Raw genomic sequence first — 26,992 nt, 5'->3', positions numbered from 1 at the left:
TGATTTGTCGCATTTTTGAGTAAGGGATTAAATAAATTGATATTTTTGGGCAAGCACTAAATCAAACCAAATTGGAAACGCACTTTTTCACCAAACTATCTCTTAAGTACAGTGCTGCTTACCGCAACTATTATACTTATCAGAACCTGCAGGGTGTGCGTACCGCCAGCTTTATCTTCCTGACGCTGAACATCACCATCAGGATCCTTTACCACGTTTTCCCGGAGAGTTTAACCAAGGCGCAAAACTTCCCCGAGTTTAATCTGATCAACTGGATATTTATTATTGTAACCCCGTTTTTTTACCTCATAAGCCATTTACTGGCGGTAAATATGCGCCGCACCAAACACGCCACAGCAGGCATGGCACTGTTTGTTTTCATATTCGCGCTGTACATTATCTGCTGCGGCATGTACTCCAGCTTTATCTCCACATCCGACCCAAGTAACGCCCTTACCCTTTACCTGATAGCCCTGAGTATTGTAAGCGTGCTTTTTGTGTTCGAATACTATGAAACTATTGTGCTGCTTATAGGCATCGAGATGTTGTTTACCATGATGCTTTTTCACGCGCAGGTAAGCGCAACTGAAATGACTTACAACCAAATGATCTCGGCCATATTACTTGCCGGTTTCTATTTAACATCAAGATATTTTTTCTCTTACAAAGCAAGTTATTACGGGCAGATCGTAGAGATCCGCCAGAAGAATGAGGAGATCAACAAGGCCAATCAGTTCAAGAACCAGGTTTTGGGTACTGTGGCGCATGATCTGCGAAACCCCATTGCCGCGGTAGAATCATTGGCCATGATGATGGAACTGGAAGATATTGATGAAGACACGCAGGATAGCCTCACCATGATGCGCCAATCGTGCGTAAAAGCACGTACCATTATAGACGACCTGCTGGATGCCGCCCGTAACGAGAACCTGAACTCCTTTGAAACCACCCGCACAGAGATGAACAAGTGCCTGCAAAACATTGTAAACACCTGGAAGGTACAGAACATCAGCAGCAATAACGTGGTTTTTACCAGCGACGTGAAAGATATTTACGCACAGATAAGCCTCGAAAAATTCCCGAGAGTGATAGATAACCTCATCAGCAACGCGCTAAAATTCTCTAAGGATACCGATAACCTGGAGCTATCACTCAACCGCCTAAAAAACAACATCGTTATTAAGGTTAAAGATCAAGGAATGGGTATCCCCAAAGATATGCTGCCAAAACTGTTCGAGCGTTTTAGCGGTGCCGGCCGTACTGGGCTCAAGGGCGAGCAATCTACCGGCATAGGTTTGAGTATTGTAAAGGATATTGTAGAAAGCCACGGCGGTAAGATCGCGGTAGAAAGTATAGAGGGAAAAGGCAGTACGTTCACAATTGTGCTGCCGATGGTGGAGTAGTCAGTAGGCAGGGTGTCCCACTATATATTACACAAAGCAATATGATTTATAAGTAATTAAAAATTAGATGATTGCATAATATTGAATTTTATTTCTAATTAAAGTAAAACTTTTTAATAATAAACTTAACTAATTATAAATAAGATATTTATAAATTTTAGGTAGGTGTCTCACAGCTTTCTAAATGAGACGGAATGAGACACCTCAAATCAACGATTTTGACAGGATTTAAAACACCTTATTTCGACTTTAAAACGCCGAACTTTCTACCCATTTTGTCTTAGTAGGGCCTCACAACGTCCCGCGTTAATGCAACGCAGGGTCCTCTGTCGAGAGACCCTGCGACGACGTAAATAAGATATTTATAAATTTTAGGCAGGTGTCTCACAGCTTTCTAAATGAGACGGAATGAGACACCTCAAATCAACGATTTTAACAGGATTTAAAACACCTTATTTCGACTTTCAAACGCCGAACTTTATACCCATTTTGTCTTAGCAGGGCCTCACAACGTGCCGCGTTAATGCAATGCAGGGCCCTCTGTCGAGAGACCCTGCGACGACGTAAAACGGGCAATTTTAAAAATCCGAAATCGTACATCTAAAATCCGAAATACTAATCTTCTTCCTCGCTCCCTCCAACAAAAAATTTCTTGTTAAAATTCACCAAATAAAGCTCATTAGTAGCACGGGTGCAGGCGGTATAAAACCAACGGAGAAAATCGGTATTCACCATTTCATCCGTAAGGTAGCCCTGGTCAACAAATACGGCTTCCCACTGGCCGCCCTGGGCTTTGTGGCAGGTAATGGCGTAGGCAAACTTAACCTGCAGGGCATTGTAATATGGGTTTAACTTAAGCTCGTTATGTTTGGCTCGTTTGTTTGGGATATGGTCGTAATCCTTCATCGCCTCCAGGTAAAAGCGCTTTTGGTCGATTGATTGTAGGGCGGGCGCTTCAGAATACAGGGTATCCAGCAATATCTTACAATCCAGCACAGGGTCTTCGGCGTAATCAATAAACTCCAATTGCACATCGGCAAACCTAAAGCCATACATTTCCTCTATTCGGCGCACCTTTTTCACCCGGGCAATATCACCATTGGCAATAAAACCCGTACTGCCCTCCTCCTGGCCTTCCAGCCAAAAGTAATTGTTCTTAACCACCATCAGCTGGTCGCCGCCGGTAAGTTCCTCTTCGCGCATTAATATGCGCCCACGAATTTGCCGGTTATACAAGTTGGCATTCTTATTACTGCGGCAAATAATCAGCGTACTATCGTACCCGTATTTGCTGTAGGCATAATTAAGGCCATCCTCCAGCAACTCGCTGCTCATGCGGTAAACATCCTTGTAGCCTTTGGTCACAATCTGTGGCATCACCTCCTTGCCCTGCCTTATAATGTCCCTCACCTTGGTTACATTATACAATATGCCCGAATCCTTTTGCTGCCTCAGCACATCAGTAAGCTCGTAAGTATGAATGGTGAGGCCGTAGTCGGCCTTCATCAGGTTAGCATCCAGCGCGGGGCTATCATCGGCACCAACGGGCGGTAACTGGGCGGTATCGCCTACCAGCATCAGCTTACAGTTCTTTTCATTATAAACGTAGGTAACCAGGTCATGCAGCAGGGTTTCGCGGTTGTTGCCGGTCAGCTCGTCAGATATCATGGAGGCCTCGTCAATAATAAAAAGCGTATTGGTGCTCATATTATCGGCTATCATAAAAGATTCGTCCACATTCAACGCCGACTTTTTACGATAAATACGCTTGTGTATAGTAAACGCCTTGCGGCCGCTGTAATTGGTGATCACTTTAGCTGCACGGCCTGTTGGCGCCAGCAGTACCGCCTTTAAATTATAGTTGGGCAGGGCTTTTACCAGCGCGCCAAGCACCGTAGTTTTACCCGTACCGGCATAACCCTTCAGGATAAAGCAATCGTTCTGCTCCTCGCTGCTCAGAAATATATCCAGCTTGGAAAAAAGCTCCAGTTGCTGCAGTGTAGGCTCATGCGGGAAACCCTGGCGGATATGATCAATTGTTGGCACACACAAAAATAGCCAACTATTTAAGAAGAACTTCCATATGTTCGTTTTTTAAACTACTATCCATTTTACAGGCCATTTCGTAATAATTTTTAGCAACATCTTTCAGTTTCTTGTCACTAGAGATTTAGAGGGGGCTTCTTTAAAGGGGCGATATAATATTCAATCTATTCGTAAACATGGGCGTGGTAAGGATGATAATTACATAATCCGGAAAAAATATTACTTTTGTTAACCTGCATGAGCGAACACAGACACCACTATACCAGCGACGACCTAAGCCTTACACTGGCCCACAGCTACACCCTGTTGTTACAGGTTGATGTAAACAGCTTTAGTTATGCCGTTATTAACGGTAAACAGCTACTGTCATGGGGCGAAAATTATTCGCTTAATGAACTGCGCGACCCGCAGCAGCTGCGCGATATTTTAACCGCCAAATATAACCTGGTAGTTACCGGCTTGCAAGCCACGGGTTTCACCCTGTTGCCCGAAGTCCTTTTTGAGAAAGGCCGCCTTGCCGATATTGCCCGCCTGCTTGACGTTACCGATACCGAAAAGGTAAAATGCGAAAAGATAGACAGCACAAACATCATTATTTACAAGGTTGACGAAATTTTAACCTACGCTATAAAAGACCTGGATAACCAAAACGTTATCCACAATGATGCAGGATTTATTAAAGCTATATCCCAAAACTACCCGCTAAGTACCGATCTGTATCTGAACATTGGTAATGATACCGTATCGTTTGTGAATTTTACCAATAGCAGCCTTCGTTTTTACAATACCTTTAAATTTAAAAGTCACGAAGATCTGGCTTATTTCAGCGCGTTGGTAACCACCGAATTGGGCATCCAGCCCGATAAGATCAATCTGATCATGAGCGGCGACATTAACGATACCGACCGTTACTTTTTATACCTGAAAGGCTTTTTTGGCGAAGTAAAACTGAATAATATTTCGGTTTTAGACCTGCCATACCGCACCGAATCTCATAAAATTTTAGGCCTTGCCGCTTTATCGCTATGCGCATCATCGGTGGAAGATTAAAGGGTTTGAGGCTTAACCCGCCAAAAAACCTACCCGTACGCCCCACTACCGATCTTGCAAAGGAAGCGCTTTTCAACATCCTGCAAAACCAGATAGAATTTGAGGACATTAAAGTGCTGGACCTGTTTAGCGGTACTGGCAACATTGCCATGGAATTTGCATCCCGCGGAGCGGAAAAAGTTACCGGGGTTGACCGCGCCATACAATGCGTACATTACCTTAAAGATGCATCGCGCCAGCACGGATTGGATGAAATAGAGGTTTTTAAAGCCGATGTTTTTAAATACCTGGCTATGGAAACCGAGCAGTACGACCTCATCTTCGCCGACCCACCTTACGACCTGAACCAGATTCCCGAGATCCCCAAAATAGTGTTTGAGAAAAACCTGCTTGTAGTGGGCGGTATGCTCATAGTTGAGCATCAAAGTATGCAAAACCTAAGCAACCACCCGGCTTTTACAGAGCAGCGCAAATACGGGCACTCGTCGTTCTCGTTCTTTAAAGCCTAACTTAATATGCCCGTCATGAATAATAGAATAAGAAACCTTGAGGTATCCATCTTATCTGATAGCTGGTACATTTTAAAAAAAGCCACTTTTGATTATTTAGGGAACGACGGTACGTGGGAAAGTTTCTCGCGCGAGGTTTACGACCGCGGCAACGGCGCTACCATTTTGCTTTATAACAAGGCCAATAAAACAGTAATACTTACCAGCCAGTTTAGGATGCCGACTTATTTAAATGGCAATGCCGATGGCTACATGATAGAGGCCTGTGCCGGCTTGCTTGACCTTGATAACCCGGAAGACTGCATTATGCGCGAAACCGAGGAAGAAACCGGCTACAAGATAACATCAGTACAAAAAGCGTTTGAAGCGTACATGTCGCCCGGCTCCGTTACCGAGATATTATACTTTTTTACCGCCGAGTATACCAAAGATATGAAGGTGAGCGATGGCGGTGGACTTGCCGAAGAAACCGAGAATATTGAAGTAATGGAAATACCCTTCGCCAAAGCACTGGAGATGGTAAAAACCGGCGGCATAAAAGATGCGAAGACTATAATGCTGCTGCAATACGCGCAGATAAATGGGTTAGTGTAATTTGTTGGTAACAACACCAGTACGGACGAAACGAGAAAATCATAACCAGCGCGTCATTGCTTCGCAATGACGCGCTGGTTAATTATCGCAAATGTGCGGAGTTTGTTATCACAATTATTAACTACTTTTGAATAAGCAACAGCGTTATCACCTATATGAAAATAGCACTTTTCCCTGGCTCGTTTGACCCGATTACCAAAGCCCACGTTGATATTGTAAAACGAAGTGTAAGCTTGTTTGATAAGGTTTATATAGGCATCGGGGTAAACAGTACCAAGCAGGGCCTGCTTAGCGTTGGCAAACGCGAGGATATGCTGAGGGCCGTGTTCGCACATGACGACCGCATCCACATTGTAGCTTACGAAGGCCTAACCGTTGAGTTTTGTAAAAGTATCGGTGCCGATTACATGATCCGGGGTATCCGTACCGTATCCGATTTTGAGTACGAGAAAGCCATAGCCCAGATGAACCATGCGCTCGAGCCCGAAATTGAAAGTATATTTATTGTAAGCAAACCGGGGTACTCGTCCATCAGCTCGAGCATTGTACGCGAAATTATCCGCTACAATGGCGATGTCGCTCAGTTTATTCCTAAAGAAGCCCTACCGTATTTGTAATCAGCTCCTCTTTCTCCAGCACATCAATTATAGACGGGAAGGTATTGTTTACGATAGTCGGTACGTCTTCCTTTTTAAACCAGCGTACATCGGTAATGCCTTCTTCTAACTGGGGTACCAATTTAGCCTTACCTTTGTAGGCCATTTTAAACCAATGGGTTTTCTTTAGCACTACCTCGCCTTTGTAAATATAGGTATGGTAAGTTTTGCAGATCTTTTCTTCCAGCTTATTAACCTTGATGCCGCACTCCTCTTCCACTTCGCGCACGGCGGCAATTTTGGTTTTTTCTTTCTTTTCTATCTTACCCTTTGGCAGGTCCCATTTATCGTTACGGTAAATGAAAAGGTGTTCGCCGTGTTGGTTAGTCACCAATCCGCCCGCTGCTTCTATCAAATAATTTGCTTTGATCACCTTTTTCAGGAAAGCCGTGGCATCATCGCAAAGCACATAAAATAATTTGCAGGGCTGTTTATCTACCCAGTGGTAAACAATTTTCAGATCAAAGTGCTCAGCATCAATCTTTTGATAATGAGATGAAACTTTGGGTGTTTTCACGGTTAGCAAAATCACTTTTTCGTTAATATAAATTCTGTATTTTTGAGCCATGTATACCAATAGTGAGACCGAACAGCAGGTCGCGGAATTCCTGCTGCAAATTAAAGCAATAAAATTACAACCTAGTAATCCTTTTACATGGGCTTCGGGCTGGAAATCACCCATATATTGCGATAACCGGGTAACACTATCACATCCTACCATCCGCACTTACATCCGCCAGCAACTAACATCAGCCATCCAGGAGCAATTTGGTTCTGTTGGTTGTATTGCAGGCGTTGCTACTGCGGGCATCCCGCAGGGCACATTAGTAGCGCAGGAAATGGGCTTACCATTTATTTACGTACGTGCGAAAGCAAAAGAGCACGGCACGGGCAGCCTTATCGAAGGAGATATTTCTCCGGGCCAGCGTGTGGTGGTTATCGAGGACCTGATATCGACAGGTAAAAGCAGCTTACAAGCCGTTAACGCTTTGCGCGATGCCGGTTATACCGTTGCAGGCCTTGCCGCTATTTTCAGCTATGGCTTTGATATAGCTGCCGATAACTTTAAAGAAGCTAAATGCCCGTTTATTACATTATCTAACTACAACGCGCTTTTAAAATACGCCGAAGAGCACAGCTATATATCTGCTGCTGATACCGCGGTATTAAAAGAGTGGCGCGCACAACCCTCTACCTGGGGACAATAATATTTTACTATGAGTGTTTTTGAAAGTACCGTTACCGTAAATAAACCGGCAGCACAGGTATATGCTTTTTTGGCTGATATGAACAATCATCGCCAACTGATGCCCGATAACATCGAGGATTGGGAGTCAACTGCCGATGTAGCCAGTTTTAACATCCAAAACATTACAAAACTTTCGATAAAGATTGAGGAGCGTGTGGCTAATAGCCTGGTGAAAATAATCCCGGCAGAAAAACCACCGTTTGATATGGAACTAATATGGGAATTAAGCGAGGTTGATGGGGCTACCCAAGCCTCTTTTACCATTACCGCCGACCTGAATATGTTAATGAAGATGCTTGTCTCTGGGCCGCTGCAAAAGCTTGTCGATGAGGAAACAACTAACTTAGCAAAGCTGCTAAGTTAGTTGAACCGCATTTTCGGGGGGGGGTATGATCTTTTCACCTTTAAGTGCTGCACTACTACTAATGCATTCACGATAAACAGACTTATTACTACAATAATCATAAAGTTTAAATTAGGGTTTAAATACTTTTACGTGTAATGTTAATCAATTGTTACTCTAAAAAATTAATCTATGCATTTTGAAGGCCGATTAGCAAGTAATTTGTAATAAAAAAAACGTGGGGAACTGTGTAGAATGGCATCCTCATCCCCCTGTCGCACTTTGTGCATTTTTATCTCAAAGAAATTATTCTACAGCCAAATTACGCGCGGGTTAAAATAAATTAAGTATTTACCGTATTTTTGCGCAAAATAAAAGTACAGCATGATAACGGTATCTAATCTATCCCTTCGTTACGGAAAACGCACCCTTTTTGAAGATGTTAACCTTAAGTTTAGCCAGGGCAATTGCTATGGCGTAATTGGGGCTAACGGCGCGGGTAAGTCTACGTTTATGAAGATCCTTTCGGGCGAGATAGACCCAAGCAGCGGAACGGTTAGCTTTACCCCCGGCGAGCGTATGGCCGTGTTAAGCCAGGACCATTACGCTTACGATGAATTTACCGTGTTAGAAACCGTAATGATGGGCCACAAAGAAATGTACGCCATCATGAAGGAGAAAGATGCTATTTACCTGAAAGAAGATTTTAGCGATGCCGATGGCGAACGTGCAGGCGATCTGGAAAACCTTTTTGCCGAAATGGATGGGTGGAATGCCGAGAGCAATGCCGCTACCCTACTAAGCAACTTAGGCATTAAAGAAGAGTTCCATTATAGCTTGATTAAAAACCTTGACAACACCCAAAAGGTACGTGTGTTATTAGCACAGGCCCTTTTTGGCAAACCCGATATTTTGTTACTGGATGAGCCTACGAATGACCTGGACATCCACACCATTACCTGGCTGGAAGATTTCCTGGCAACGTATGAAGCTATTGTACTTGTAGTATCTCACGACAGGCACTTTTTGGATACCGTTTGTACCCACGTGGTGGATATCGATTTTGCCAAGATGAGCATCTACACCGGTAACTACACATTTTGGTACGAAAGTAGCCAGCTGGCCTTGAAACAACGCAGCGATCAGAACAAGAAAACCGAAGAACGTGTAAAAGAGTTGCAGGAATTTATCCGCAGGTTTAGCGCGAATGCTTCAAAATCTAAACAGGCAACCAGCCGTAAAAAGGCTTTGGATAAGATCAACCTTGATGAGATCCAGCCATCTAATCGTAAATATCCCGGAATTATATTTAACAATCAGGGCCGCGAAATTGGAGACCAGGTTTTACAAACCGAAAAACTGGGTAAATCGCTTAACGGTGAAGTACTTTTTGCCAATATTGATTTTATGGCCAACAAGGGTGATAAAATTGCCGTGCTGTCTCAGAATAGTTTGGCAACATCGGCCTTCTATGATATTTTAACCGGCCGCGATAAAGATTATAAAGGCAGCTTTAAGTGGGGCGTTACCGTAAACCTCGCGGATATCCCTATCGATAACTCATCATACTTTAAAGGTAAAGATGATAATCTTATAGACTGGCTGCGCGAATATTCGGCAGGCGAAAAAGATGATCAGTTTATCCGTGGCTTCTTAGGCCGTATGTTATTTAGCGGCGAGGAAGTACTGAAGAAAAGCAATGTACTATCTGGTGGCGAAAAAATGCGATGTATGTTTAGCCGCATGATGTTGCAATCGGCCAATATGCTGATACTGGACGAGCCAACCAATCACCTCGACCTGGAATCTATCACCGCGCTAAACAACGGCATGAAAGATTTTAGGGGCAACATCATCTTCACCTCACGAGATCATGAATTGATCCAAACGGTTGCAACCCGCATCATCGAACTAACCCCCGGTGGTATAATTGATAAGCTAATGACTTACGACGAGTACATCAACAGCGACGTTGTACAAAAACAACGCGAAGAATTTTACGCTATGGCGTAGCTAATTGGGCAACAAACTCGTCTTACTGTAATGAAACGGATCTTGTTTGTTGCCCTCCTTATCCTCCCATCCCTATTTGCAAACGCACAGGTTTTTGAAGGCCTTGTTAAAAATGCGAAAACCAACCTCCCTATCCCCTACGTTAACGTGGGCATAATAGGCAAAAGCGTTGGTACCGTAACTGATAGCGCCGGCCGCTACAAACTAAACCTTGCAGGCCACGATGCCGATACGCTAAAACTTTCTATAATAGGTTATGCGCCTGTTATTTACAAAGTAGCATTATTTGTAAGTGATACGCATAAAACGGTATTATTGCAGCCATCCACAACGTAGCTTAAGGAGGTACGAGTAAGTAACCGCAAGTGGAAAGAAGGCATCCTGGGTAACGATTCAAGATCTGACAATAGTAACGTGGGTTATTCTGACAACATACTTGGCCATGAAATAGGCACGGTTATCAAAATCGAAAAATCGCCAACTTTTCTTAAAAGTTCAACATACACATTACTAATGCGCCGCTGTACCCGGTAAAGCTTCGCCTTAATTTTTACTCGGTGAAGAAAGGCATGCCAGATCAACTCCTGCAAAACCAAAATATATACATAGATGTATTACCGGGGCAAAAAGACATCCAGGTTGATCTGCAACCCTACAGCATTTATGTTGATGATAACTTTTTTGCGAGCCCGGAGTGGATAGCAAACTCAAAAGGCCGTGGCCTGATGTTTTCGGCGTACCTAAGCATCTTTGGCAGCGGTGCTGTTATCACCCGCGAAACCAGCCAGGCTACCTGGGAAAAGGTGGGCATTGCAGGCATCGCCTTTAATGTGCTGGCCGAATATTAACCAGCCTTATTTTTCGGCTACCGTAATCCTGAATTTATTATGATAAACCACATGCCCGTTAGTTCGGGTGTGGGGTTTAATAGCTTTAGCAATAGCTTCGTACACTTTATCGAAACCGCTATGTGCAATGGCTTTGGCAACCGGCCCGGTTGCCAGCAAACCTTTAATAGCGGTTTCAACGCTTGCATAGTCCCATATAGATGTCACATCCTCTACCTTGCAAAAATTTTGAAACCTACTTGTTCTAATGTGGTTTCTAATAACCTGTTTTCGGTAAGTGCAAAAGGGCCCCTTGTGCCGGCTGCCCTTGTTGCCCCATAACATAGTTACCAGTTTACCGCCGGGCTGTAGCACACGTTTGGCCTCGATCAAAGCATTTTCTACATTTGCGGCGTATTAAAAGGAATTAAAACCACAAACGATGTTAAAAGCATCAGAAGCAAAAGGTAGTTCCTCCATTTCGCCGCTAACAAAACGGATAATTGGATTGCGTTTCTTTGCCCTGTCAATCAATCGCTCGCTGGCATCAATACCGGTAACTTTAGCCCCGGTTAAATTAACCAAGTCGCTAAATAAGCCCGAACCGCAACCTATATCCAACAATTTATCGGCAGCTGTAGGCTTCAAATAATTTATCACATAATTATAACCGGCAATACCGGTTTGTTCCTGAATGTTTGCCCAATCTTCGGCGCGCTCCACCAAAGTTTACCCTGAATATCTCTTGAACCCATAATTTACTATTGATAGTATTATTGCGATAAAATCACAAAACCGTTGTCGAATAAATAATTAGCTCTGTTATAAACTATGCATAGGGAAACTACGATTAATTGTCAGTTTAACACATTTTACAATCATTAATAATATTAAATTCTAAATATTATTTTTCAACATTTATTTGTAATACATCAGTAATGATTATATTAGCTTCCCCAATGTAACATGCAACTTTATCATTTAATTATGAGCTTATTTTCCCTATTCTGCGTCGTATTACTGGCTATATCTATCACCCTTATACTTTGTATTGCATTTTTCAGCTTTCTTAAATATATCAAGAAACGTTATTACCCAACCTGGAAATTCCCCGATTACATTAGCGTGGGCTATGCAGAATACCTGTACCATAAATTTATTAAGAAGGACCTGCCAAGGTAAACCCACCTTTAAACCCTTACCGTACTGTATAACCTGCACAAAACATTCGTTGCTGTGCGTATCAATCTTATATTTGCAGCCCGTCTAAAATATCAGCACGACTTGGTAGAGCAACTGACTCTTAATCAGTGGGTCGAGGGTTCGAACCCCTCCCAGGTCACCAACTAATAGCAAAACGGCCTTTAGATGTATTTAAAGGCCTATTTTGTGTTTCACAAAAGTGATTTTACGTTATCAAAAAAACAAATTGCTTCATTTACAAAAAGAGTTCGATGTTACTCTCCGTCAAAAGTCAATTTTTGATGGAACATCGAACTCACTATATACATTTTCTGCTCTGAATCAGCACTTTAATAGATTTGTGGTAAACTTGATAAATTCTTAAATGCCATATCCAATAAGGGCCCAATACCGGCTTTTTACAGAAGAATTAACAAGTTTTCCCTCTATAATTGTTATCTGGCGTTCGCTATCGATCTTTATCTTCTTATAATCAGCGCCATCCAAATCACCGGCAAGGAGCAAATCTCTTGCCCTTACAATTTTATCCTGGTATTCGCTAAGTTGCTTTTTTAAAGATAACGCGCCCGGTGTTAATGTGGTGTAATAAAGGTATTTATTAATTTTAATGAACCATCCTTGTTATGATTTAGTTCGGTTACTTTAATATTACGCAGATGCGTTTTGCTCGATAATTCGGTGTCATGGTAAAAAACATACCATTTGTCTTTTATCTGCAAAATAGAATGATGAGTTGTCCAGCCTTGCACGGGATTCATAAATACGCCTTTATAGGTAAAAGGGCCTAACGGACTGTTACCTATTGCATACGCAAGATAATGCGTGTCACCAGTAGAATAGGTGAAATAATAAAGATTATTATATTTATGCATCCATGATCCTTCAAAAAAGCGCCTGTTATGGTCTTTACCCAATAACGGTATGCCTAAACTGTCATTGATTACTACATCTTTAACGGCACCGTCAAATTCCAGCATATTATCTTTCAGTTTGGCAACCTTACAGGTTATGGCTGGCGTATCATCCTGCTGAAGATCGGTTTTTGAGCCATTTCTATCATATTTGCCATCCTTCCAGCGTTGCAGCTGTCCGCCCCAAATACCACCGAAGTACATATATGAACTGCCATCGGTATCGATAAATACTGCAGGATCGATACTAAAACTGCCCGCTATTGGCTTTGGTTGGGCCTTAAACGGGCCTGCCGGACGTTTGGCGGTAGCAACGCCTATTCTAAATACATCATTCTTATCCTTTACCGGAAAATAAAGGTAGTAGGTATTATTCTTAAAGGCTGCATCTGGTGCCCATAACTGCCTGCCCGCCCATGGAATATCCTGAATGGAAAACGCTACCCCATTGTCCGTAACTTTGCCTCCAACGCTATCCATCGAGAGAATGTGATAATCTTTCATCGCAAAGTGGTCGCCGTTATCGTTCTCTGCTACGCCTGCATCTATATCGTGCGAGGGATAAATATAAATCTTCCCTTCAAATACATGTGCGGACGGATCTGCAGTGTAAATATTGCGGATCAGCGGTTTGCTTAGGTATTTTACAGCGTCGGTTTTTACGGCAACTTTTTGAGCGGGCGACTCGCACGAAAACATGATGCACGCCATAAACGGCAGCACCAAAAATGGCTTTTTAATCAGCGGCAGATAATACATTGCTTATAATTTGAGGTTAATTGATATTACAAATCTGAGAAAAAAAATTCATAAATACAATCGATTGTATTTCACCGATTAACATATTTTTTTACGCCCATGGGTTGTCCGATCATTTGATCCAACAAGGCGCCGGGCGTATCTTGAATATCACAGGCAATGTTTTAAGGAATGTTTATGCATAACGGTTCAGAGGCTATAAGAGCCGTACATTCTGAAAATAACATCGCTTATCAGGAAGACCTGCACATTATTCAAACTAACCTTTCAGCAGTTTTTTGCATTAAGCCGGGAAGTGGTAAAACAATGATACTTGCAGGCAAGGGCAGCATCATCAATATAAGTTCTATGGCATTACAATACGGCATACCTTATGTATTGCCTACACGGCGGCCAAATCGACTATAGAGGGGATGACAATGGCCATGGCTACCGAGTTATCCTCCGCAAGGGATCAGGGTGAATTGTATGGCACCCGGCTTTATTTGCTACTAATATGGCCGCCGGGGCGCTGGATAATGACCCGGACAGAAAACAAAAGGTATTATCACGCACCCCAACGGGCAAACTTGGTGAACCCAGTGATGTTACAGAAGCCATTTTTTTCTTAGCATGCGATGCTGCCAAATATGTCACCGGTGTAATATTACCGGTTGATGGCGGCAATTCTACAGGGTTTTAATTATAATCGCTACCAAGTTAAAAAGGCGCACTTCTTTATAAAATGCGCCTTTTCTCTTCAAATTAATTTTAGCTGTTACCAGAATATGGTGTAGAGCGCCACAATCACTCCAATAACCAGCATAGCGCCGATGGCAAAACTATTTGATGTTTTGAACATTTTAGCATCTATCTCTAAACCGTTAGTCTCTTTTCCTTTTGCCGCATCTACCAAGCTGATGATCACCATACCGATGATACAGATGATAAATACAAATCCCATCCTGTCTAAAAACGGCATTTCGTATAAGCCGCTTGTCGCGTTTTTGGTGGAAAACCCCGTTGGTGCCAACGGTGACAAATCAACAAACTTAGGTAAGAACTTAAAGAACACTGAAAAAACAAAACCACCGATAGTAGCAAACAACGCTGCGTTAGATGAAGCCTTTTTCCAGAAGAATCCTAAAATAAACATGGCAAAGATACCCGGCGAAACAAAACCGGTATATTCCTGGATAAACTGAAAGCCACCCTTTTTATCGATGCCTAAAAAAGGGGATATGGCTACGCCTAAAATCATAGCCACCACTACCGTAATTTTACCTACTACCACCAGCTGGTGGTCTGTTGCATCCTTACGGATCTTCTTTTTGTAGATATCCAGCGTAAAAATGGTGGCAATACTATTGGCCTTACCAGCCAGTGAAGCTACTACCGCGGCAGTTAATGCGGCAAACGCAAGCCCTTTAACACCTGCAGGCAGCATATTAAGTAAAACGGGATAAGCATTATCATGATTGGCCGCGATGCTACCCATAGATTCTGAATTAAATACATTTTGCTTGTACAAAATATAAGCAGCTATGCCGGGCAATACAACAATCAATGGCATCAGAAGCTTTAAAAAAGCTGCAAATAAAATGCCGCTCCGTGCGGTTTTAAGGTCAGCACCCAAAGCACGCTGAGTGATATACTGGTTACAACCCCAATAATTGAGATTTACAATCCACATGCCGCCTATCAGAACCGTTAAACCCGGCAAATCGCCATAACTAGGATTATCTTTTTTCAAGATCATCGCGAAGTGGTCATTGGCGTGTTCATACATCGATGATAGGCCGTTAATGAGCCCCGGATGGCCGTAGTATTCCCCTACCTTGGTAACTGCAATATAAGTCGTTACTAAACCACCCAATATCAAAAAGAACACTTGAATAACATCGGTATAACCAATTACCTTCATGCCACCCAAAGTGATGATAATGGCAAAGAAAGCCAGGCCTGCTATACAAATCTTAAAGTCGATACCGGATATGCCGTTTATGGCAATAGCGCCCAAATATAAAATAGAGGTTAGGTTAACAATTACGTACAATAGCAACCAAAACACCGCCATGATCATGGCAACGGTGCTGTTATAGCGCTGGTGCAGAAATTGCGGCATCGTGAAGATCTTGTTCTTAAGATATACGGGGATGAAAAACACAGCAACAATGATTAGGGTAAAGGCAGCCATCCACTCGTAGGTAGATATAGCCAAACCCATAGTAAAACCATTGCCACTCATGGCAACAAATTGCTCGGCAGAGATGTTAGATGCGATGAGCGATGCGCCTATGGCCCACCAGGTGAGCGATCCTTCAGCTAAGAAGTAATCTTTTGATGTAGCGTCCGCGTTGCGCTTTCGGCGATATATCCAATAACCGTAACAGGCCACTATTAAAAAGTAGATCAAAAACACAGCGTAATCGCCGGACGAAAGGGTTTTCATTTAGTATTCTCGGTTTTAAATGGGATTTTTGTGGCAGATAACTGTTAAATATATCTGTTAAACAGGTTTTCCAGATACTCTTGTTTACCACTAATGGTCTCCGGCTCGCCGTTTTCAACGGCAAATGCACGCAGGTCTTCCAGCGTTAACTTTCCGTATTCAAAATCTTTTCCCGCGCCGCTGTCAAAAGATGCGTACCGCTCTTTTCTAATTTGCTCGTATTGAGATTTTTGGAGGATATTGTCAGCTATGATCAAGGCCCTTGCAAATACATCCATACCAGCTACGTGAGCATAAAACAAGTCTGCCCGGTCGGTAGAATTACGTCGTACTTTGGCATCAAAGTTTATACCGCCACCCTGTAAACCACCGGCTTTTAGGATTATTGTCATATATTCGGTCACCTCGGTAATATCATTAGGAAACTGGTCGGTATCCCAGCCGTTCTGCGTATCGCCACGGTTAGCATCAATCGAGCCTAATAGCCCGCAATCTGCCGCTACCTGCAATTCATGCTGGAAAGTATGGCCGGCAAGTGTCGCGTGGTTAACTTCCAGGTTCAGTTTAAAATCGCCCAGTAGGCCATATTTTTGCAGGAAACCAAATACTGTTGCGGCATCATAATCATATTGGTGTTTGGTTGGCTCACAAGGCTTTGGTTCGATAAAGAATGTACCTTTAAATCCCTGCTTACGGGCGTAATCTTTCGCCGTGTGTAAAAATTGGGCAAGATGCTCCTGCTCGCGTTTCATGTTGGTATTTAGCAGGCTCATATAACCCTCACGTCCACCCCAAAAAACATAGTTTTCACCACCTAATGCAATCGTGGCATCCAAAGCTGCTTTAACCTGCGCTCCTGCATGTGCCAAAACATGGAAGTTTGGATTGGTAGAAGCGCCATTCATATACCTGCGGTTACTAAACAGGTTTGATGTTCCCCATAGCAATTTAACGCCGCTTGCCGCCTGTTTTTGTTTGGCATATTCCACCAGCGCCTGTAATCGCCTGTCGTTTTCGTTTACGTCATTGGTATAATCTACAACATCCACGTCATGAAAACAGTAGTAGGGAATATTCATTTTGGTTATGAATTCAAAAGCGGCATCCATTTTATCCCTGGCGCGTTCTACGGCATCACTTTTTGTGTTCCATGGAAATATCTGAGTAGCCTCACCAAACGGATCGGCCCCATTGCCGCAGAACGAATGCCAATAGGCACAGGCAAAGCGCAAATGATCTTTCATGGTTTTGCCGGCAACTACCCGGTCTGCATCATACCAGCGAAAAGCCAGCGGGTTATCAGACTCCAGCCCTTCATAACTTACCTGGCCTATTCCTGCAAAAAATTCTTTTTCTCCGGTTACAATTGACATAATTTAGTATTTAGATATATTTAAATTTATTGAATAATTGATAATTGCTGATCAAGGATCAGCTTCCAGCTTTGGTAAACTTCCTCAAAATCTGTCGTGTTGGGTTCTATACGGTGTTTAGCTTTTAAATTGCCAAACGCTTCACCGCCGTTTGCGAAAATACCCGCACCTATACCTGCACCCAATGCAGCACCCATGCTTCCGTCGTTATTATAAAGTTCAACCGGCACGCGGGTAGCGTTTACAAATGACTGTGTAAAAACGTCGCTCAAAAACATGCTTGATCGCCCGGCCCTGATGACCGTTGGGTTCATGCCATTTTCGCGCATGATATCCAATCCGTACCGGAATGCGCATGCTATGCCCTCTTGTGCTGCCCTAAAAACATGTGCAGGCGTATGCAAATTAAGATCTATATTATGCAACTGCGCCCCTATCTGTTTGTTGTTCAACATCCGTTCGGTACCGTTACCGAATGGCATTATCCGCAGGTTATCGCTGCCTAAAGGTGCCTTTTCGACTTCGGCATTCATTTGCTGATAATTTAGATGCGCGCCAAAGGCACTTTTTACCCAACGGTAAAAGCTACCTGTACCGTTTATACAAAGCAATACACCAAGCCGTTTTTGTTCGTTGGTATGATTGACATGTGCAAATGTATTTACGCGAGATTGCGGATCATAAGCCAATTGATCGCTCACACCATAGATCACACCGGACGTACCCGCCGTTGCTGCCACTTCGCCGGGGTTAAGTACGTTTAATGATAGTGCATTATTAGGCTGGTCGCCAGCTTTGTAGGTAACAGGGATGCCTTCCTTTAACTGCAGGGCGCTTGCAACCGTCGCTGTAACCGTACCATGCGCCGAAAATACCGGCCTCACTTCAGGAAACAGCTCATCACCAAAACCAAAGTACCCCGTAATATCTTTAGACAATCCGCCGATCTGGAAGTCAAATAATATCCCCTCAGACATCGCAGAGGCAGATGTTGTAATGTCACCGGTTAGTTTCATAGCGATATAATCGCCGGGCAACATTACCTTGTATATCTTATCGTAAATATCTGGCTCGTGCTTTTTAACCCATGCCAGTTTAGAAGCCGTAAAGTTACCCGGCGAATTAAGCATGTACGACAGACAGGCTTCGTGCCCTATCGCGTCAAACGCCTCGTCGCCTATCTTTACCGCGCGGCTATCGCACCAAATGATACTATCGCGCAGTACTTGCTGATCTTTATCGACCAAAACCAACCCATGCATCTGGTAGGCGATACCAATTGCTGCAATATCCTGCGGGTTATAGCCGCCTTTTTGATGGCAAAGCGCAATAGCCTGCCCGGTTTGCTGCCACCACATATCAGGCGATTGCTCTGCCCAACCGGTTTGCAGCGATAAAATGGGCGATTCCGTATCCGGGTATTGTGCGGTAGCGATTACCTGCTGTTGATCAGCGTCAACAACGCTCACCTTCACAGACGACGTACCGATATCGATACCTAATAATAACATATTTTAACTAGTTTTTGGTTATAATTGTAAAACGAAAATAACGTAAAATCTTCAAATTACAATCGATTGCTTAAATTATTTTATAATTTTTTTAATTGTCTATGAAACCAAAAAAAAGAACAACCATTTATGATATTGCCGAAAAGCTTAATCTTAACCCCTCTTCGGTTTCGCGTGCACTTAATAATAGCAGTACTGTAAATCCCGCTACTAAAAAGTTGATCTTAAAAACCGCACAAGAGCTTAATTATCAGCGCAACACATTAGCTTCAAATTTACGTACAGGTCATTCTAAAACGATTGGCGTAATTGTCCCACGCATCAATCAAATTTTTTTTTCGAACGTTATTGCAGGAATTGAGGCTGTCACTTATGAGCAAGGTTATAACCTGGTCATTTGCCAATCGAATGAATTATTGGAAAAAGAGGTGCAGTGTGTCAACACGCTTATTAACCAGCATGTGGACTGTATTGTTATCTCAATCTCTGTTGAAACCACAGAATTTAAACACTTGCAAAACATCATCGATCACAATATCCAATTGATACAGTTTGACCGCGTAGCTGACGAACTGGAAACCCTGAAAGTAACCAACGACAACGAACAAACCTCTTTTGAAGCGGTTAGCCATATTATTAAACAAGGTTATACCCGAATCGCATTACTGGAAGGGCCGCAAAACTTAAATATATTCCGCCAGAGGAAAAACGGTTATCTGCGGGCGCTTCAGGAAAACAACATGCCAGTCATCAAGGAATTGATGAAGGAAAATGCCTGGACAAAAGAATTAAGCGCAAATGCCACGAGGCAACTGTTAAGTTTACCCCAGCCACCAGATGCAATATTTGCATCAACGTCAGATTTCTCGGCTTTAGGAGTTTTAGAAGTAGCAACAGCTATGAACGTGAAAGTGCCCAATGAATTAGGGATCTGCGGTTATTCAAACGAAGATTTTACAGATATTACCAGCCCCTCTATCACTACGATAGATCAGTTCAGTTTTTATATGGGTAAAACGGTGGCTAATTTATATTTTCAGGAGATGGAGAACGCCGATACTGTTGTTATCCCTAAAGTGATCAGCATTAAACCTAAGCTCATCATCAGGTCTTCCACACAAAAAAACAGTTGATTTAATCCTTTTGGGGACCCTATTGGCCCGGCGGCCCCAGATAACTTTCTTTTAGTCCGCCCGTGTCAATAACTATCTTTTGTAAGACCACGCCGGCATCAACTTTCCAGTATTTCAAAATATGAATGCCCGGCTTGCTAATATGGTGTTTGGTGACCAATACCTTAATATTATTTGCAACACTATTGTTCCATTCGCCTTCGCCAGGCTTTTCATTGTCATTGATGTTGACCAATTGCGGCCGCTCATGATCTATGGAAACAGCATAACGCAAACCCTTTTGATTCTTAAAATCAAGTGTTGGCGAGATATAAAGATTTACGGCAACCGTGCCGGTGTCTCTGAAGTTTATATTATATTCCACATGGGGACTATTGCCGCCGGGTGTTGCGTTCGGCGCCGTAACCGGTACCGGGCATACGCCGGATAAAGTACGGCCATAGTTAGGAATAACTAGCCAGTTTACAGGGCCTTTGCTCACCGCTTTGCTGTAGTGCGCCGCTTCTATGGAAACGAAACCATCCGTTTCAAGGAAAACCTTACCTGCAACTTGTTTGGGTTTGCTGACCTTTACATTTACCATCACGCTGCCTTGCAAGCCAATAATGGTTACGACTGCCTTATTACTGCTTTGCGGAACTTTAGCCCAGTCTACCGTTAGCCAAACCCGCTCCTGCTCTGTTAATGGACCTGCTGTTTGATTTATTTTTAGATAAGGCGCTAATGACTTTACCGTGTATATGAACGGTGTTTTACCGCGGTTAAATACCTCAATATAATGACGATTATATTGGCCCATACAAAATTCTGGCAGGCCGGTTGCTGTTTGCCCTGCCCCCCATGTATTTGCCGAGCCTTCTATTGCTACGCCCATTGTTGCAGCAGATGGCAGCGTTATTTCTTTTACATCAGGCATTTTATCCTGATCAGGTTGTTGCCAGTAGGTATAACCGATATGCGTTTGGTCCATCAAATGCTTCCACTTGCCGTTAGACAGGGTGTCGTTATAGTATCGGGAAATCTGTTTATCTTTTTCAAATAAGGATTTTACTTTATTGGCAGTAGTATTGGCAGCAGCCCGGCCCTGAAGTCTATATTGCTTATTTTTTGCTGCCTCAAAATACATTTCGTTAACGTTGGCGCAGGCGATGATAGAGTGTAAAACCAACTGGTAAAAGGCACTTTTATCCTCCTGTGGCATCCTGGCGTAAAGCGCTTCTGCATCATGCTTTAAGCTGTTATAATCTGCTACTACGGTTTCAAACTCACGGTAGTTGTTTAAACTATAGGTGTTTTGGTCAAGTAACTCAGGTTTGCGCCTGTTGTTATAACGGCTGTACCTATTTAACATCTCGGCTATTTCTGAAGCATATTCCGGCCCGAACTGCTGGCTTGCCCATAACCTGGTATATTCGCTCAATTTGCTTGCCGGCCACTTATCTGGTGACCAGGCGTAATCTAAAAAAAAACTAACCGGAAACTCCATCGGTTTAAGATCACCAACGTTCACTATCCAAACCTGCCGGGCATTGTATTCATAGGCAAGGTGCATTTGCTCCCAGGTTGCCGCAATTTGGTTTGTATTAAGCCACTTATAGTTTCGCGGCCCGCCTACGTAATCAAAATGAAAGTAAATACCGTAGCCGCCTTTACGTGGCTTTGCATTCAATGCAGGCAGTTTACGGATATTGCCCCAGTTATCATCACACAACAACAGGGTAACATCATCTGGTACGCGCATGCCTTTGTCGTAATAATCCTGCACCTCCTTATACAAGGCCCACATTTGCGGTGTTTTTACCGCTTCTTTACCCGTAACATCAGTAATGATTTGCCGCTGGTCTTTTACTATTTTTTCAAGCAAGGAAATATTGCCCCCTTCAGACATTGCCGTATCCCCATCGCCCCGCATTCCTAGGTTCACTATGGTTTCTTTATCACCCATGTTTTGGATGCCTTTTTTCCAGAAATCTTTTAATACGTTCTCGTTAGTTTGATAGTTCCAGTCGCCTTCGCCATATCTTTTCCATTCTTTCTGCGCCCGGTCCATCGGCTCGTGGTGAGAGGTACCCATCACAATGCCATACTCATCCGCCAAGACGGGGTTTAGCTTATCATCATCGTTAAAGGCATTATCCCACATGGCGGGCCACAGGTAGTTGCCTTTTAAACGCAGTATCAGCTCAAAAACTTTTTCATACACCTGGTGGTTAACCCCGTCGAATTTTGCCCTTGCCCATCCCGAAAAGGCAGGCGCTTCATCATTAATAAAAATGCCCCTGTATTTAACAGCCGGCTCGCCATCCGTATAACGGCCGGGCAAAACATAAATATTGGCTTTCTTTTTTGCCGGCACATCTGCCCACCAATTCCATGGAGATACACCTATCTGTGCGGATAGGTCATAAACGCCATAGATGGTTCCCCGTTTATCGCTGCCCGCAATAATAAGTGCCTGCTTCACTCCCGGAAAAGGATTTTGCACCACCTGCGTAAGGTGCGCCTCCCATTTACCGGCGATAGCAGCCACATCAATTTTTTTATTTGACGCCAGCTGATCTAACAAAGGGTTTTTACCCAGGGTACCGATAAGTACTAAAAACTTGTTATTTTTAAGATCCTGAATGAGTGCAGGTGTTGATCCGGTTACGGAAGTGATGTCAGCTAGTAAATTGTTAACCGCTCTTTTAACGCCCGGGTAGTCTGTATCTGCTGTATAAACGGGTACAGATCTGCCTGCTGCCGATAATTGAAAAGAGCCCTTGGTATTTTGTACGGCGATATAGTTTTGCCCGCCGGGAACCTGGGAGAATCCTTTGTAAGGCCACACGAAAATAATAGCCAAACAGGTTATAAATGCGCTAAACAAGTATTTTTTCATGATGAAGGTTAAAAATCAACCACCATTTGGTAAGCTTTTTTGGGTTGCAGGTTTTGATCGAACAATAATGGATAATTTTTGCGGCCTTTTACCGGGTAATCATCCAGCCAGGAGTACTGGTCAGAAATATTCCAGAAAGTTACCCCGGTTATCACATTTTTATACTTGCGAAACACCTTAAATACCATTGCATATTGCGCTGCCTGCTGCTGTTCCTTATCAGCTGTAAATTCTAATGATTCGCCCGTGCGCAGGTTACGTCTTTCCTTTTCCCATGGGTAAACAGAGATATCCAGCTCGGTAATCTGCACCTTTAATCCTAATGAACTGAAACGTTCAATGGTATTGATCAGATCTTGCTGTGAAGGTTCAACTAACGACCAGTGCGCCTGCAGCCCAACACCCTGAATCGGAATTTTAGCATCCACCAATCTCTTTAATAGTTTATAGATCCGCTCTCTTTTCTCCGGGCGCTCGGTATTGTAATCGTTATAAAACAGAATGGCCTTAGGGTCGGCAGCGTGTGCGTATTCAAATGCTTTAAAAATAAAATCCTCACCGCTGATTTGGAACCATAATGAGTTACGCAGAAACTTTGAGCTGTCATCATCAATGGCCTCGTTCACAACATCCCAGGCGTAAATTTTACCTTTATAGCGGCCTACAACTTTTTCTATGTGACTTTTAAGCCTTTGTAAAAGCACTTCTTTTGTTACCAGTTTGCCTTTTTTATCCGTAAATATCCACTTAGGTGTTTGCTCGTGCCAGCAAAGGTTGTGGCCCCTCACCTTTAAACCATTTGCCTGCGCGTAAGCTACAATAGCGTCGGCATCCTTCCAATTATAATAATATTCTGCTGGATGGATCGGCCCCATTTTCATGGCATTCTCTGGCGTAATACTGTTAAAATGCGTTGTAATTAAAGCCGACTGCTTAGCATCTTTGATAGACCGCGGTGAAACAGCAACACCAACCGGGAAATATTTACGGTAATAATCTTTTAGTCCCTTTGAGGCAGGTGCTTGTTGTGCGGATACGGATATTAGCTGAAAGTTGCCTAAAAATGTAAAAAGCACAGCTGTAAATATATATTTCAGTTTGAAGTTGCTCATAGTGTTGTGATGGTCAGGATCATCTCTAATGCCTGGTTTATAACAGATATCCCAAATATAAATTTATTATACAATCGATTGTTATAATAATAAAAATATTTGATTTTTATGTCATTATCGGTTTGCTCCGGTTAAAAAGATCGTTTTTGAGATTGACGGTTGATTTAATAAAAAGAGGTTATATTATTTAGCCCGCTTTTTCCTGATATACTCGGTAACATTCACCATCGTGGTTGTCCATACAGTTTTTTCGTTGTTTTTTAGATAGTGAAGCAATTTGCTATGCTCTTCTAGGTCGACGTTAAGATTATGGCCGCCACCTACGCCGTGGAATAAAAAAACAAGCAAGGTGTTAGTTCGTCTGGCCTGCTCTACCAGGCCGACCATATAGTCGGCAGATTGCCCATTGATAAAATAGGCGTTAACATTATCAAGGTTAACCTGGTCTGCCGTTTGCAAACCGGAACTGATACCACGTGCGCCGGAAAAATCTTTCCTGAGTTCCTCGTAAAAAAACTTATCCCCTATTTTAAGGTCGCCGCAGGGGTAAGCAAATGTCCGGGTATCCTTGCCATCTATCGCCTTAAGTAGGGTGTTGTTGATCCTGATCTCGTTTACAGCACGTGTTACGGTGTATTTACTCAGGTCGCTCTCGGCGGTTACAAAGCCCCTGCCCGGCAAATTTCCGTCGCAAGGGTGAAATAAGGCATGATTACCCAGTTCATGACCGTTGGCTGCCGCTTTTCGCCATTCCTGCATCCTCAAATTAAGCACAGGAGACGACCCGATGAGGTAGAAAGTCCCTTTCAACTTTAGCGAATCGAGCGCAGGAATAACATTATCCAGATCGACATTTATAGCATCGTCATAAGTTAAAACTACCGCACACTGCTTTCCTTTCCACAACTCATTTTTTTGAGCAATACCGCTGTAAAAACTGAATAAAAGCAACATAACCAAACTGTATTTTATATTTTTCATCATGTAATTCCATTTAATTACTCTGTTAATTTAACCTCAAAAGGCGAGGCAGGCAAACCTTCTTTGTTATACAAATTAGCGCCCTTCGGGTTATCGGCCCAAGCGTACCGAATGTATGTCGGCTTTTGAATTTTATCGATATGAATAATTACTTTGCCGTTTTTAATAACAGCTTTGGCCCAAACGAATTTTTTATCTATTCCGGCTATGGCAAATTCGCCTAACTCATCCTCCCCTTTGGCTGTTAAACCGCTGCCTGTGTGGTTAAAAGATAACTCAATCTGGTCTCCCAAAACTTTAGCTGAAGAAAATATGGGGCCCGAGTATACGGTAGTCTTATCGCCATAAGCTGTGTTTTGTGCAGCCAGGAAAAAGCGGGTTCCTACATCCTTTTTATTTAAAGGGTGGATGTCGTTCCATTCTCCCAGGTCTATGATTACGATCATCCGCGTGTTGGGTACTGCAAGCGTTTTAAGCTGCTGCTCGCGTAGCTCTGCCCATTTACTTTCAGCAGGGCTGTATTGCACGTCGTTAAAGTTAGGAAGCTGTGCATAAATAAAAGGCAGGTTGCCAAGGTGCCATTTATTCCTCCAGTCGGCAATTAAAGCAGTTAACAACTGGCCGTAATTAGCCGGAGCTTCGGCATTGGTTTCGCCTTGGTACCATAAGATTCCTTTTACCGGGTATTGAATTACTGGTGCCACTATGGTATTGAACAATCCGGCAGGCTCGTTCTGTGCAGAAAAAACAGGGATGGCGTTTGCTGATGGTTCAGGCGTAAACACCTCTCCTACTTTATATTGCCAGCTCCCTTTTAGGTCAATGGTGTCGTTCCCTACGGTTAAATAGAATGGCTTATCGGGTACAAACCCACCCTTTCCGCTAAAGTTGGTAACTCTTACCACAATGATGTTTTTGCCCGTCTTAAGCAAACCATCCGGAATATTATAACGCCGCGGAGGATACTGATAGCTGATACTGCCCACTAATTTACCATTCACATAAGTTTCATCGGCATCTAGTATCCTGCCTAAAAGCAATTTAGCAGTTTGGTTAGCTGCTGAGGCGGGCAAATCGGCTTCTTTGCGAAACCATACCACGCCGTTTAAATCCCTTATGCCCTGATCGGTCCAGTAGCCCGGCAACCAGAATTGATGCCAGCTTTTAGGTATATAAGCAGGGTCATACCATTTTGTTGCTTCTGATAGCCCTTTATCGTTATGTATTGCAGGCGGTTTATTTTTGGCTGCTTGCTGATCCTTCAGGATGCTATCCTGAAAAGCCCGGGTGTTCGTCTGCAGGACGCGGCTATTATACGGCGTAATGTTCTTCAGTCCATTTGTGCTGATCCACGCCTGGATAGGTGTGCCCCCAACGCTAGAATTGATAATGCCAATGGGCACATGATATTTTTTATATAACTGGTTGGCAAAAAACCAGGTGGCAGCCCCAAAGTTGAGCACATTTTCAGGCGTAGCCGCGCTCCAATTAGCAGGCAACACGTCCTGGTGCTCTTTGGTTACATCCGACTCTGTCGTGATGGAAAAATTCCTGATCTGCGAATTTTTGGCTAATGCTATGTCATCCGGGTAACGCTCTTTTACCCTTTCCATCGGTAAAACCATATTCGACTGGCCCGAACAAAACCAAACGTCTCCAATTAAAATATCTTTTAAAGTGATCTGGTTAGAAGCTCTTATGTCCATCGTATACGGCCCGCCGGCTTTCATGGCAGGAAAGATCACTTTCCATTCCCCGTCAGCGCCGGAATTTATGCGATAGGTTTTTTTATTGAATGTTAAGATGATCTGTTCATTTGCATCAGCCCAGCCCCAAATGTTTAACGGCACGCCCCTTTGCAGCACCATACCATCACTTATCAATTGCGGCAGCCGCACAGCTGCATGTGCAGGCAGCGTTAACCAACATCCAAAAAAAAAGGCTAATCTTAAAAATAATTTCATGTAATAAGAGCAGAAAGTTGAACCAATATAACCAATAAAAACA

The 26,992-nt window shown here is 43.2% G+C and carries 26 protein-coding genes; 14 read left to right on the top strand and 12 right to left on the bottom strand.

Annotated elements, in window-relative coordinates; genetic code table 11:
- Positions 1 to 71: 71 nt before the first annotated feature.
- Positions 72 to 1,403: a HAMP domain-containing sensor histidine kinase gene (locus RHM67_RS10910; protein WP_322226739.1), complete on the top strand. Its 1,332-nt coding sequence runs from the start codon at positions 72 to 74 to the stop codon at positions 1,401 to 1,403.
- Positions 1,404 to 2,018: 615 nt separating this feature from the next.
- Here the strand turns inward: RHM67_RS10910 and RHM67_RS10905 are convergent.
- Positions 2,019 to 3,449: an ATP-dependent DNA helicase gene (locus RHM67_RS10905; RefSeq protein ID WP_322226738.1), complete on the bottom strand. Its 1,431-nt coding sequence runs from the start codon at positions 3,447 to 3,449 to the stop codon at positions 2,019 to 2,021.
- A gap of 237 nt (positions 3,450 to 3,686) precedes the next feature.
- Here RHM67_RS10905 and RHM67_RS10900 point away from each other — a divergent pair, with 237 nt between their 5' ends.
- From RHM67_RS10900 to coaD, 4 genes are all read left to right on the top strand, one after another.
- Entirely contained in the window at positions 3,687 to 4,499 is an 813-nt protein-coding gene (locus RHM67_RS10900) for a DUF3822 family protein (RefSeq protein WP_322226736.1), read from the top strand.
- A complete protein-coding gene (locus tag RHM67_RS10895) occupies positions 4,475 to 5,008 on the top strand; it encodes an RsmD family RNA methyltransferase (RefSeq protein ID WP_322226735.1) in 534 nt (177 codons plus the stop codon). The genes RHM67_RS10900 and RHM67_RS10895 overlap by 25 nt, the downstream gene beginning before the upstream one ends.
- Positions 5,009 to 5,023: 15 nt before the next feature.
- Positions 5,024 to 5,602 carry a GDP-mannose pyrophosphatase NudK gene (gene nudK, locus RHM67_RS10890; protein WP_322226733.1) on the top strand — a complete coding sequence of 193 codons (579 nt, stop codon included), beginning with the start codon at positions 5,024 to 5,026 and terminating at the stop codon, positions 5,600 to 5,602.
- A gap of 155 nt (positions 5,603 to 5,757) precedes the next feature.
- Positions 5,758 to 6,219 carry a pantetheine-phosphate adenylyltransferase gene (gene coaD, locus RHM67_RS10885; RefSeq protein WP_322226732.1) on the top strand — a complete coding sequence of 154 codons (462 nt, stop codon included), beginning with the start codon at positions 5,758 to 5,760 and terminating at the stop codon, positions 6,217 to 6,219.
- Here the strand turns inward: coaD and RHM67_RS10880 are convergent.
- Positions 6,194 to 6,775, bottom strand: coding sequence for an NUDIX hydrolase (locus RHM67_RS10880; protein WP_322226731.1), 582 nt, complete (start codon positions 6,773 to 6,775; stop codon positions 6,194 to 6,196). The genes coaD and RHM67_RS10880 overlap by 26 nt on opposite strands.
- 49 nt (positions 6,776 to 6,824) lie before the next feature.
- Here RHM67_RS10880 and pyrE point away from each other — a divergent pair, with 49 nt between their 5' ends.
- The 5 genes from pyrE (at position 6,825) to RHM67_RS10855 (ending at position 10,711) form a co-directional block, all read left to right on the top strand.
- Positions 6,825 to 7,466, top strand: a complete 642-nt coding sequence (pyrE, locus tag RHM67_RS10875; protein ID WP_322226730.1) for an orotate phosphoribosyltransferase — start codon at positions 6,825 to 6,827, stop codon at positions 7,464 to 7,466.
- Positions 7,467 to 7,475: 9 nt separating this feature from the next.
- Positions 7,476 to 7,871: an SRPBCC family protein gene (locus tag RHM67_RS10870; RefSeq protein WP_322226729.1), complete on the top strand. Its 396-nt coding sequence runs from the start codon at positions 7,476 to 7,478 to the stop codon at positions 7,869 to 7,871.
- Between the two features lie 363 nt (positions 7,872 to 8,234).
- The gene (locus tag RHM67_RS10865) at positions 8,235 to 9,863 is read left to right on the top strand and encodes an ABC-F family ATP-binding cassette domain-containing protein (RefSeq protein ID WP_252756742.1); all 1,629 of its coding nucleotides are present in this window, start codon (positions 8,235 to 8,237) and stop codon (positions 9,861 to 9,863) included.
- Positions 9,864 to 9,893: 30 nt separating this feature from the next.
- The gene (locus RHM67_RS10860) at positions 9,894 to 10,199 is read left to right on the top strand and encodes a carboxypeptidase-like regulatory domain-containing protein (protein ID WP_322226728.1); all 306 of its coding nucleotides are present in this window, start codon (positions 9,894 to 9,896) and stop codon (positions 10,197 to 10,199) included.
- A gap of 233 nt (positions 10,200 to 10,432) precedes the next feature.
- Entirely contained in the window at positions 10,433 to 10,711 is a 279-nt protein-coding gene (locus RHM67_RS10855; protein WP_322226727.1) for a hypothetical protein, read from the top strand.
- A gap of 6 nt (positions 10,712 to 10,717) precedes the next feature.
- On the opposite strand, the gene RHM67_RS10850 is transcribed toward RHM67_RS10855, so the two are convergent.
- Both RHM67_RS10850 and RHM67_RS10845 read right to left on the bottom strand, forming a co-directional pair.
- Complete coding sequence (locus RHM67_RS10850; protein ID WP_322226726.1) at positions 10,718 to 10,918, bottom strand: hypothetical protein; 201 nt, start codon at positions 10,916 to 10,918, stop codon at positions 10,718 to 10,720.
- Positions 10,919 to 11,107: 189 nt separating this feature from the next.
- Positions 11,108 to 11,413 (bottom strand): class I SAM-dependent methyltransferase, encoded by a 306-nt coding sequence (locus tag RHM67_RS10845; protein WP_322226725.1) that lies wholly within the window; start codon positions 11,411 to 11,413, stop codon positions 11,108 to 11,110.
- Positions 11,414 to 11,677: 264 nt separating this feature from the next.
- On the opposite strand from RHM67_RS10845, the gene RHM67_RS10840 reads away from it, so the two are divergent.
- A complete protein-coding gene (locus RHM67_RS10840) occupies positions 11,678 to 11,872 on the top strand; it encodes a hypothetical protein (protein WP_322226724.1) in 195 nt (64 codons plus the stop codon).
- A gap of 593 nt (positions 11,873 to 12,465) precedes the next feature.
- On the opposite strand, the gene RHM67_RS10835 is transcribed toward RHM67_RS10840, so the two are convergent.
- Positions 12,466 to 13,563: a glycoside hydrolase family 43 protein gene (locus RHM67_RS10835; protein WP_322226723.1), complete on the bottom strand. Its 1,098-nt coding sequence runs from the start codon at positions 13,561 to 13,563 to the stop codon at positions 12,466 to 12,468.
- 177 nt (positions 13,564 to 13,740) lie between these two features.
- On the opposite strand from RHM67_RS10835, the gene RHM67_RS10830 reads away from it, so the two are divergent.
- Positions 13,741 to 13,971 carry a hypothetical protein gene (locus tag RHM67_RS10830; RefSeq protein ID WP_322226722.1) on the top strand — a complete coding sequence of 77 codons (231 nt, stop codon included), beginning with the start codon at positions 13,741 to 13,743 and terminating at the stop codon, positions 13,969 to 13,971.
- A gap of 88 nt (positions 13,972 to 14,059) precedes the next feature.
- A complete protein-coding gene (locus RHM67_RS10825; protein ID WP_322226721.1) occupies positions 14,060 to 14,245 on the top strand; it encodes an SDR family oxidoreductase in 186 nt (61 codons plus the stop codon).
- A 75-nt stretch (positions 14,246 to 14,320) separates the two neighbouring features.
- On the opposite strand, the gene RHM67_RS10820 is transcribed toward RHM67_RS10825, so the two are convergent.
- From RHM67_RS10820 to RHM67_RS10810, 3 genes are read right to left on the bottom strand one after another with little or no spacing between them, the layout of a single operon-like run.
- Positions 14,321 to 15,994, bottom strand: a complete 1,674-nt coding sequence (locus RHM67_RS10820) for a sodium:solute symporter family transporter (protein ID WP_322226720.1) — start codon at positions 15,992 to 15,994, stop codon at positions 14,321 to 14,323.
- 44 nt (positions 15,995 to 16,038) lie between these two features.
- Complete coding sequence (xylA, locus tag RHM67_RS10815) at positions 16,039 to 17,367, bottom strand: xylose isomerase (RefSeq protein ID WP_322226719.1); 1,329 nt, start codon at positions 17,365 to 17,367, stop codon at positions 16,039 to 16,041.
- A gap of 26 nt (positions 17,368 to 17,393) precedes the next feature.
- Positions 17,394 to 18,878 carry a xylulokinase gene (locus RHM67_RS10810; protein WP_322226718.1) on the bottom strand — a complete coding sequence of 495 codons (1,485 nt, stop codon included), beginning with the start codon at positions 18,876 to 18,878 and terminating at the stop codon, positions 17,394 to 17,396.
- A gap of 101 nt (positions 18,879 to 18,979) precedes the next feature.
- Here RHM67_RS10810 and RHM67_RS10805 point away from each other — a divergent pair, with 101 nt between their 5' ends.
- Positions 18,980 to 20,011, top strand: coding sequence for a LacI family DNA-binding transcriptional regulator (locus tag RHM67_RS10805; protein ID WP_322226717.1), 1,032 nt, complete (start codon positions 18,980 to 18,982; stop codon positions 20,009 to 20,011).
- Between the two features lie 19 nt (positions 20,012 to 20,030).
- Here RHM67_RS10805 and RHM67_RS10800 read toward each other — a convergent pair whose 3' ends face one another.
- The 4 genes from RHM67_RS10800 to RHM67_RS10785 all read right to left on the bottom strand — a co-directional run bounded on the left by RHM67_RS10800 (position 20,031) and on the right by RHM67_RS10785 (position 26,949).
- Complete coding sequence (locus RHM67_RS10800; protein WP_322226716.1) at positions 20,031 to 22,892, bottom strand: glycosyl hydrolase 115 family protein; 2,862 nt, start codon at positions 22,890 to 22,892, stop codon at positions 20,031 to 20,033.
- A gap of 8 nt (positions 22,893 to 22,900) precedes the next feature.
- Positions 22,901 to 24,004, bottom strand: a complete 1,104-nt coding sequence (locus RHM67_RS10795; protein ID WP_322226715.1) for an endo-1,4-beta-xylanase — start codon at positions 24,002 to 24,004, stop codon at positions 22,901 to 22,903.
- Positions 24,005 to 24,187: 183 nt separating this feature from the next.
- On the bottom strand, positions 24,188 to 24,988 hold the full coding sequence (locus RHM67_RS10790; protein WP_322226714.1) for a polysaccharide deacetylase family protein: 801 nt from the start codon (positions 24,986 to 24,988) through the stop codon (positions 24,188 to 24,190).
- Between the two features lie 14 nt (positions 24,989 to 25,002).
- Positions 25,003 to 26,949: a sialate O-acetylesterase gene (locus RHM67_RS10785; RefSeq protein ID WP_322226713.1), complete on the bottom strand. Its 1,947-nt coding sequence runs from the start codon at positions 26,947 to 26,949 to the stop codon at positions 25,003 to 25,005.
- Between the last annotated feature and the right edge of the window lie 43 nt (positions 26,950 to 26,992).

The sequence above is a fragment of the Mucilaginibacter sp. 5C4 genome, from assembly GCF_034345625.1.
GTDB classification, from domain to species: domain Bacteria; phylum Bacteroidota; class Bacteroidia; order Sphingobacteriales; family Sphingobacteriaceae; genus Mucilaginibacter; species Mucilaginibacter aurantiaciroseus.
This window is presented reverse-complemented; position numbering and strand designations above follow the sequence as displayed.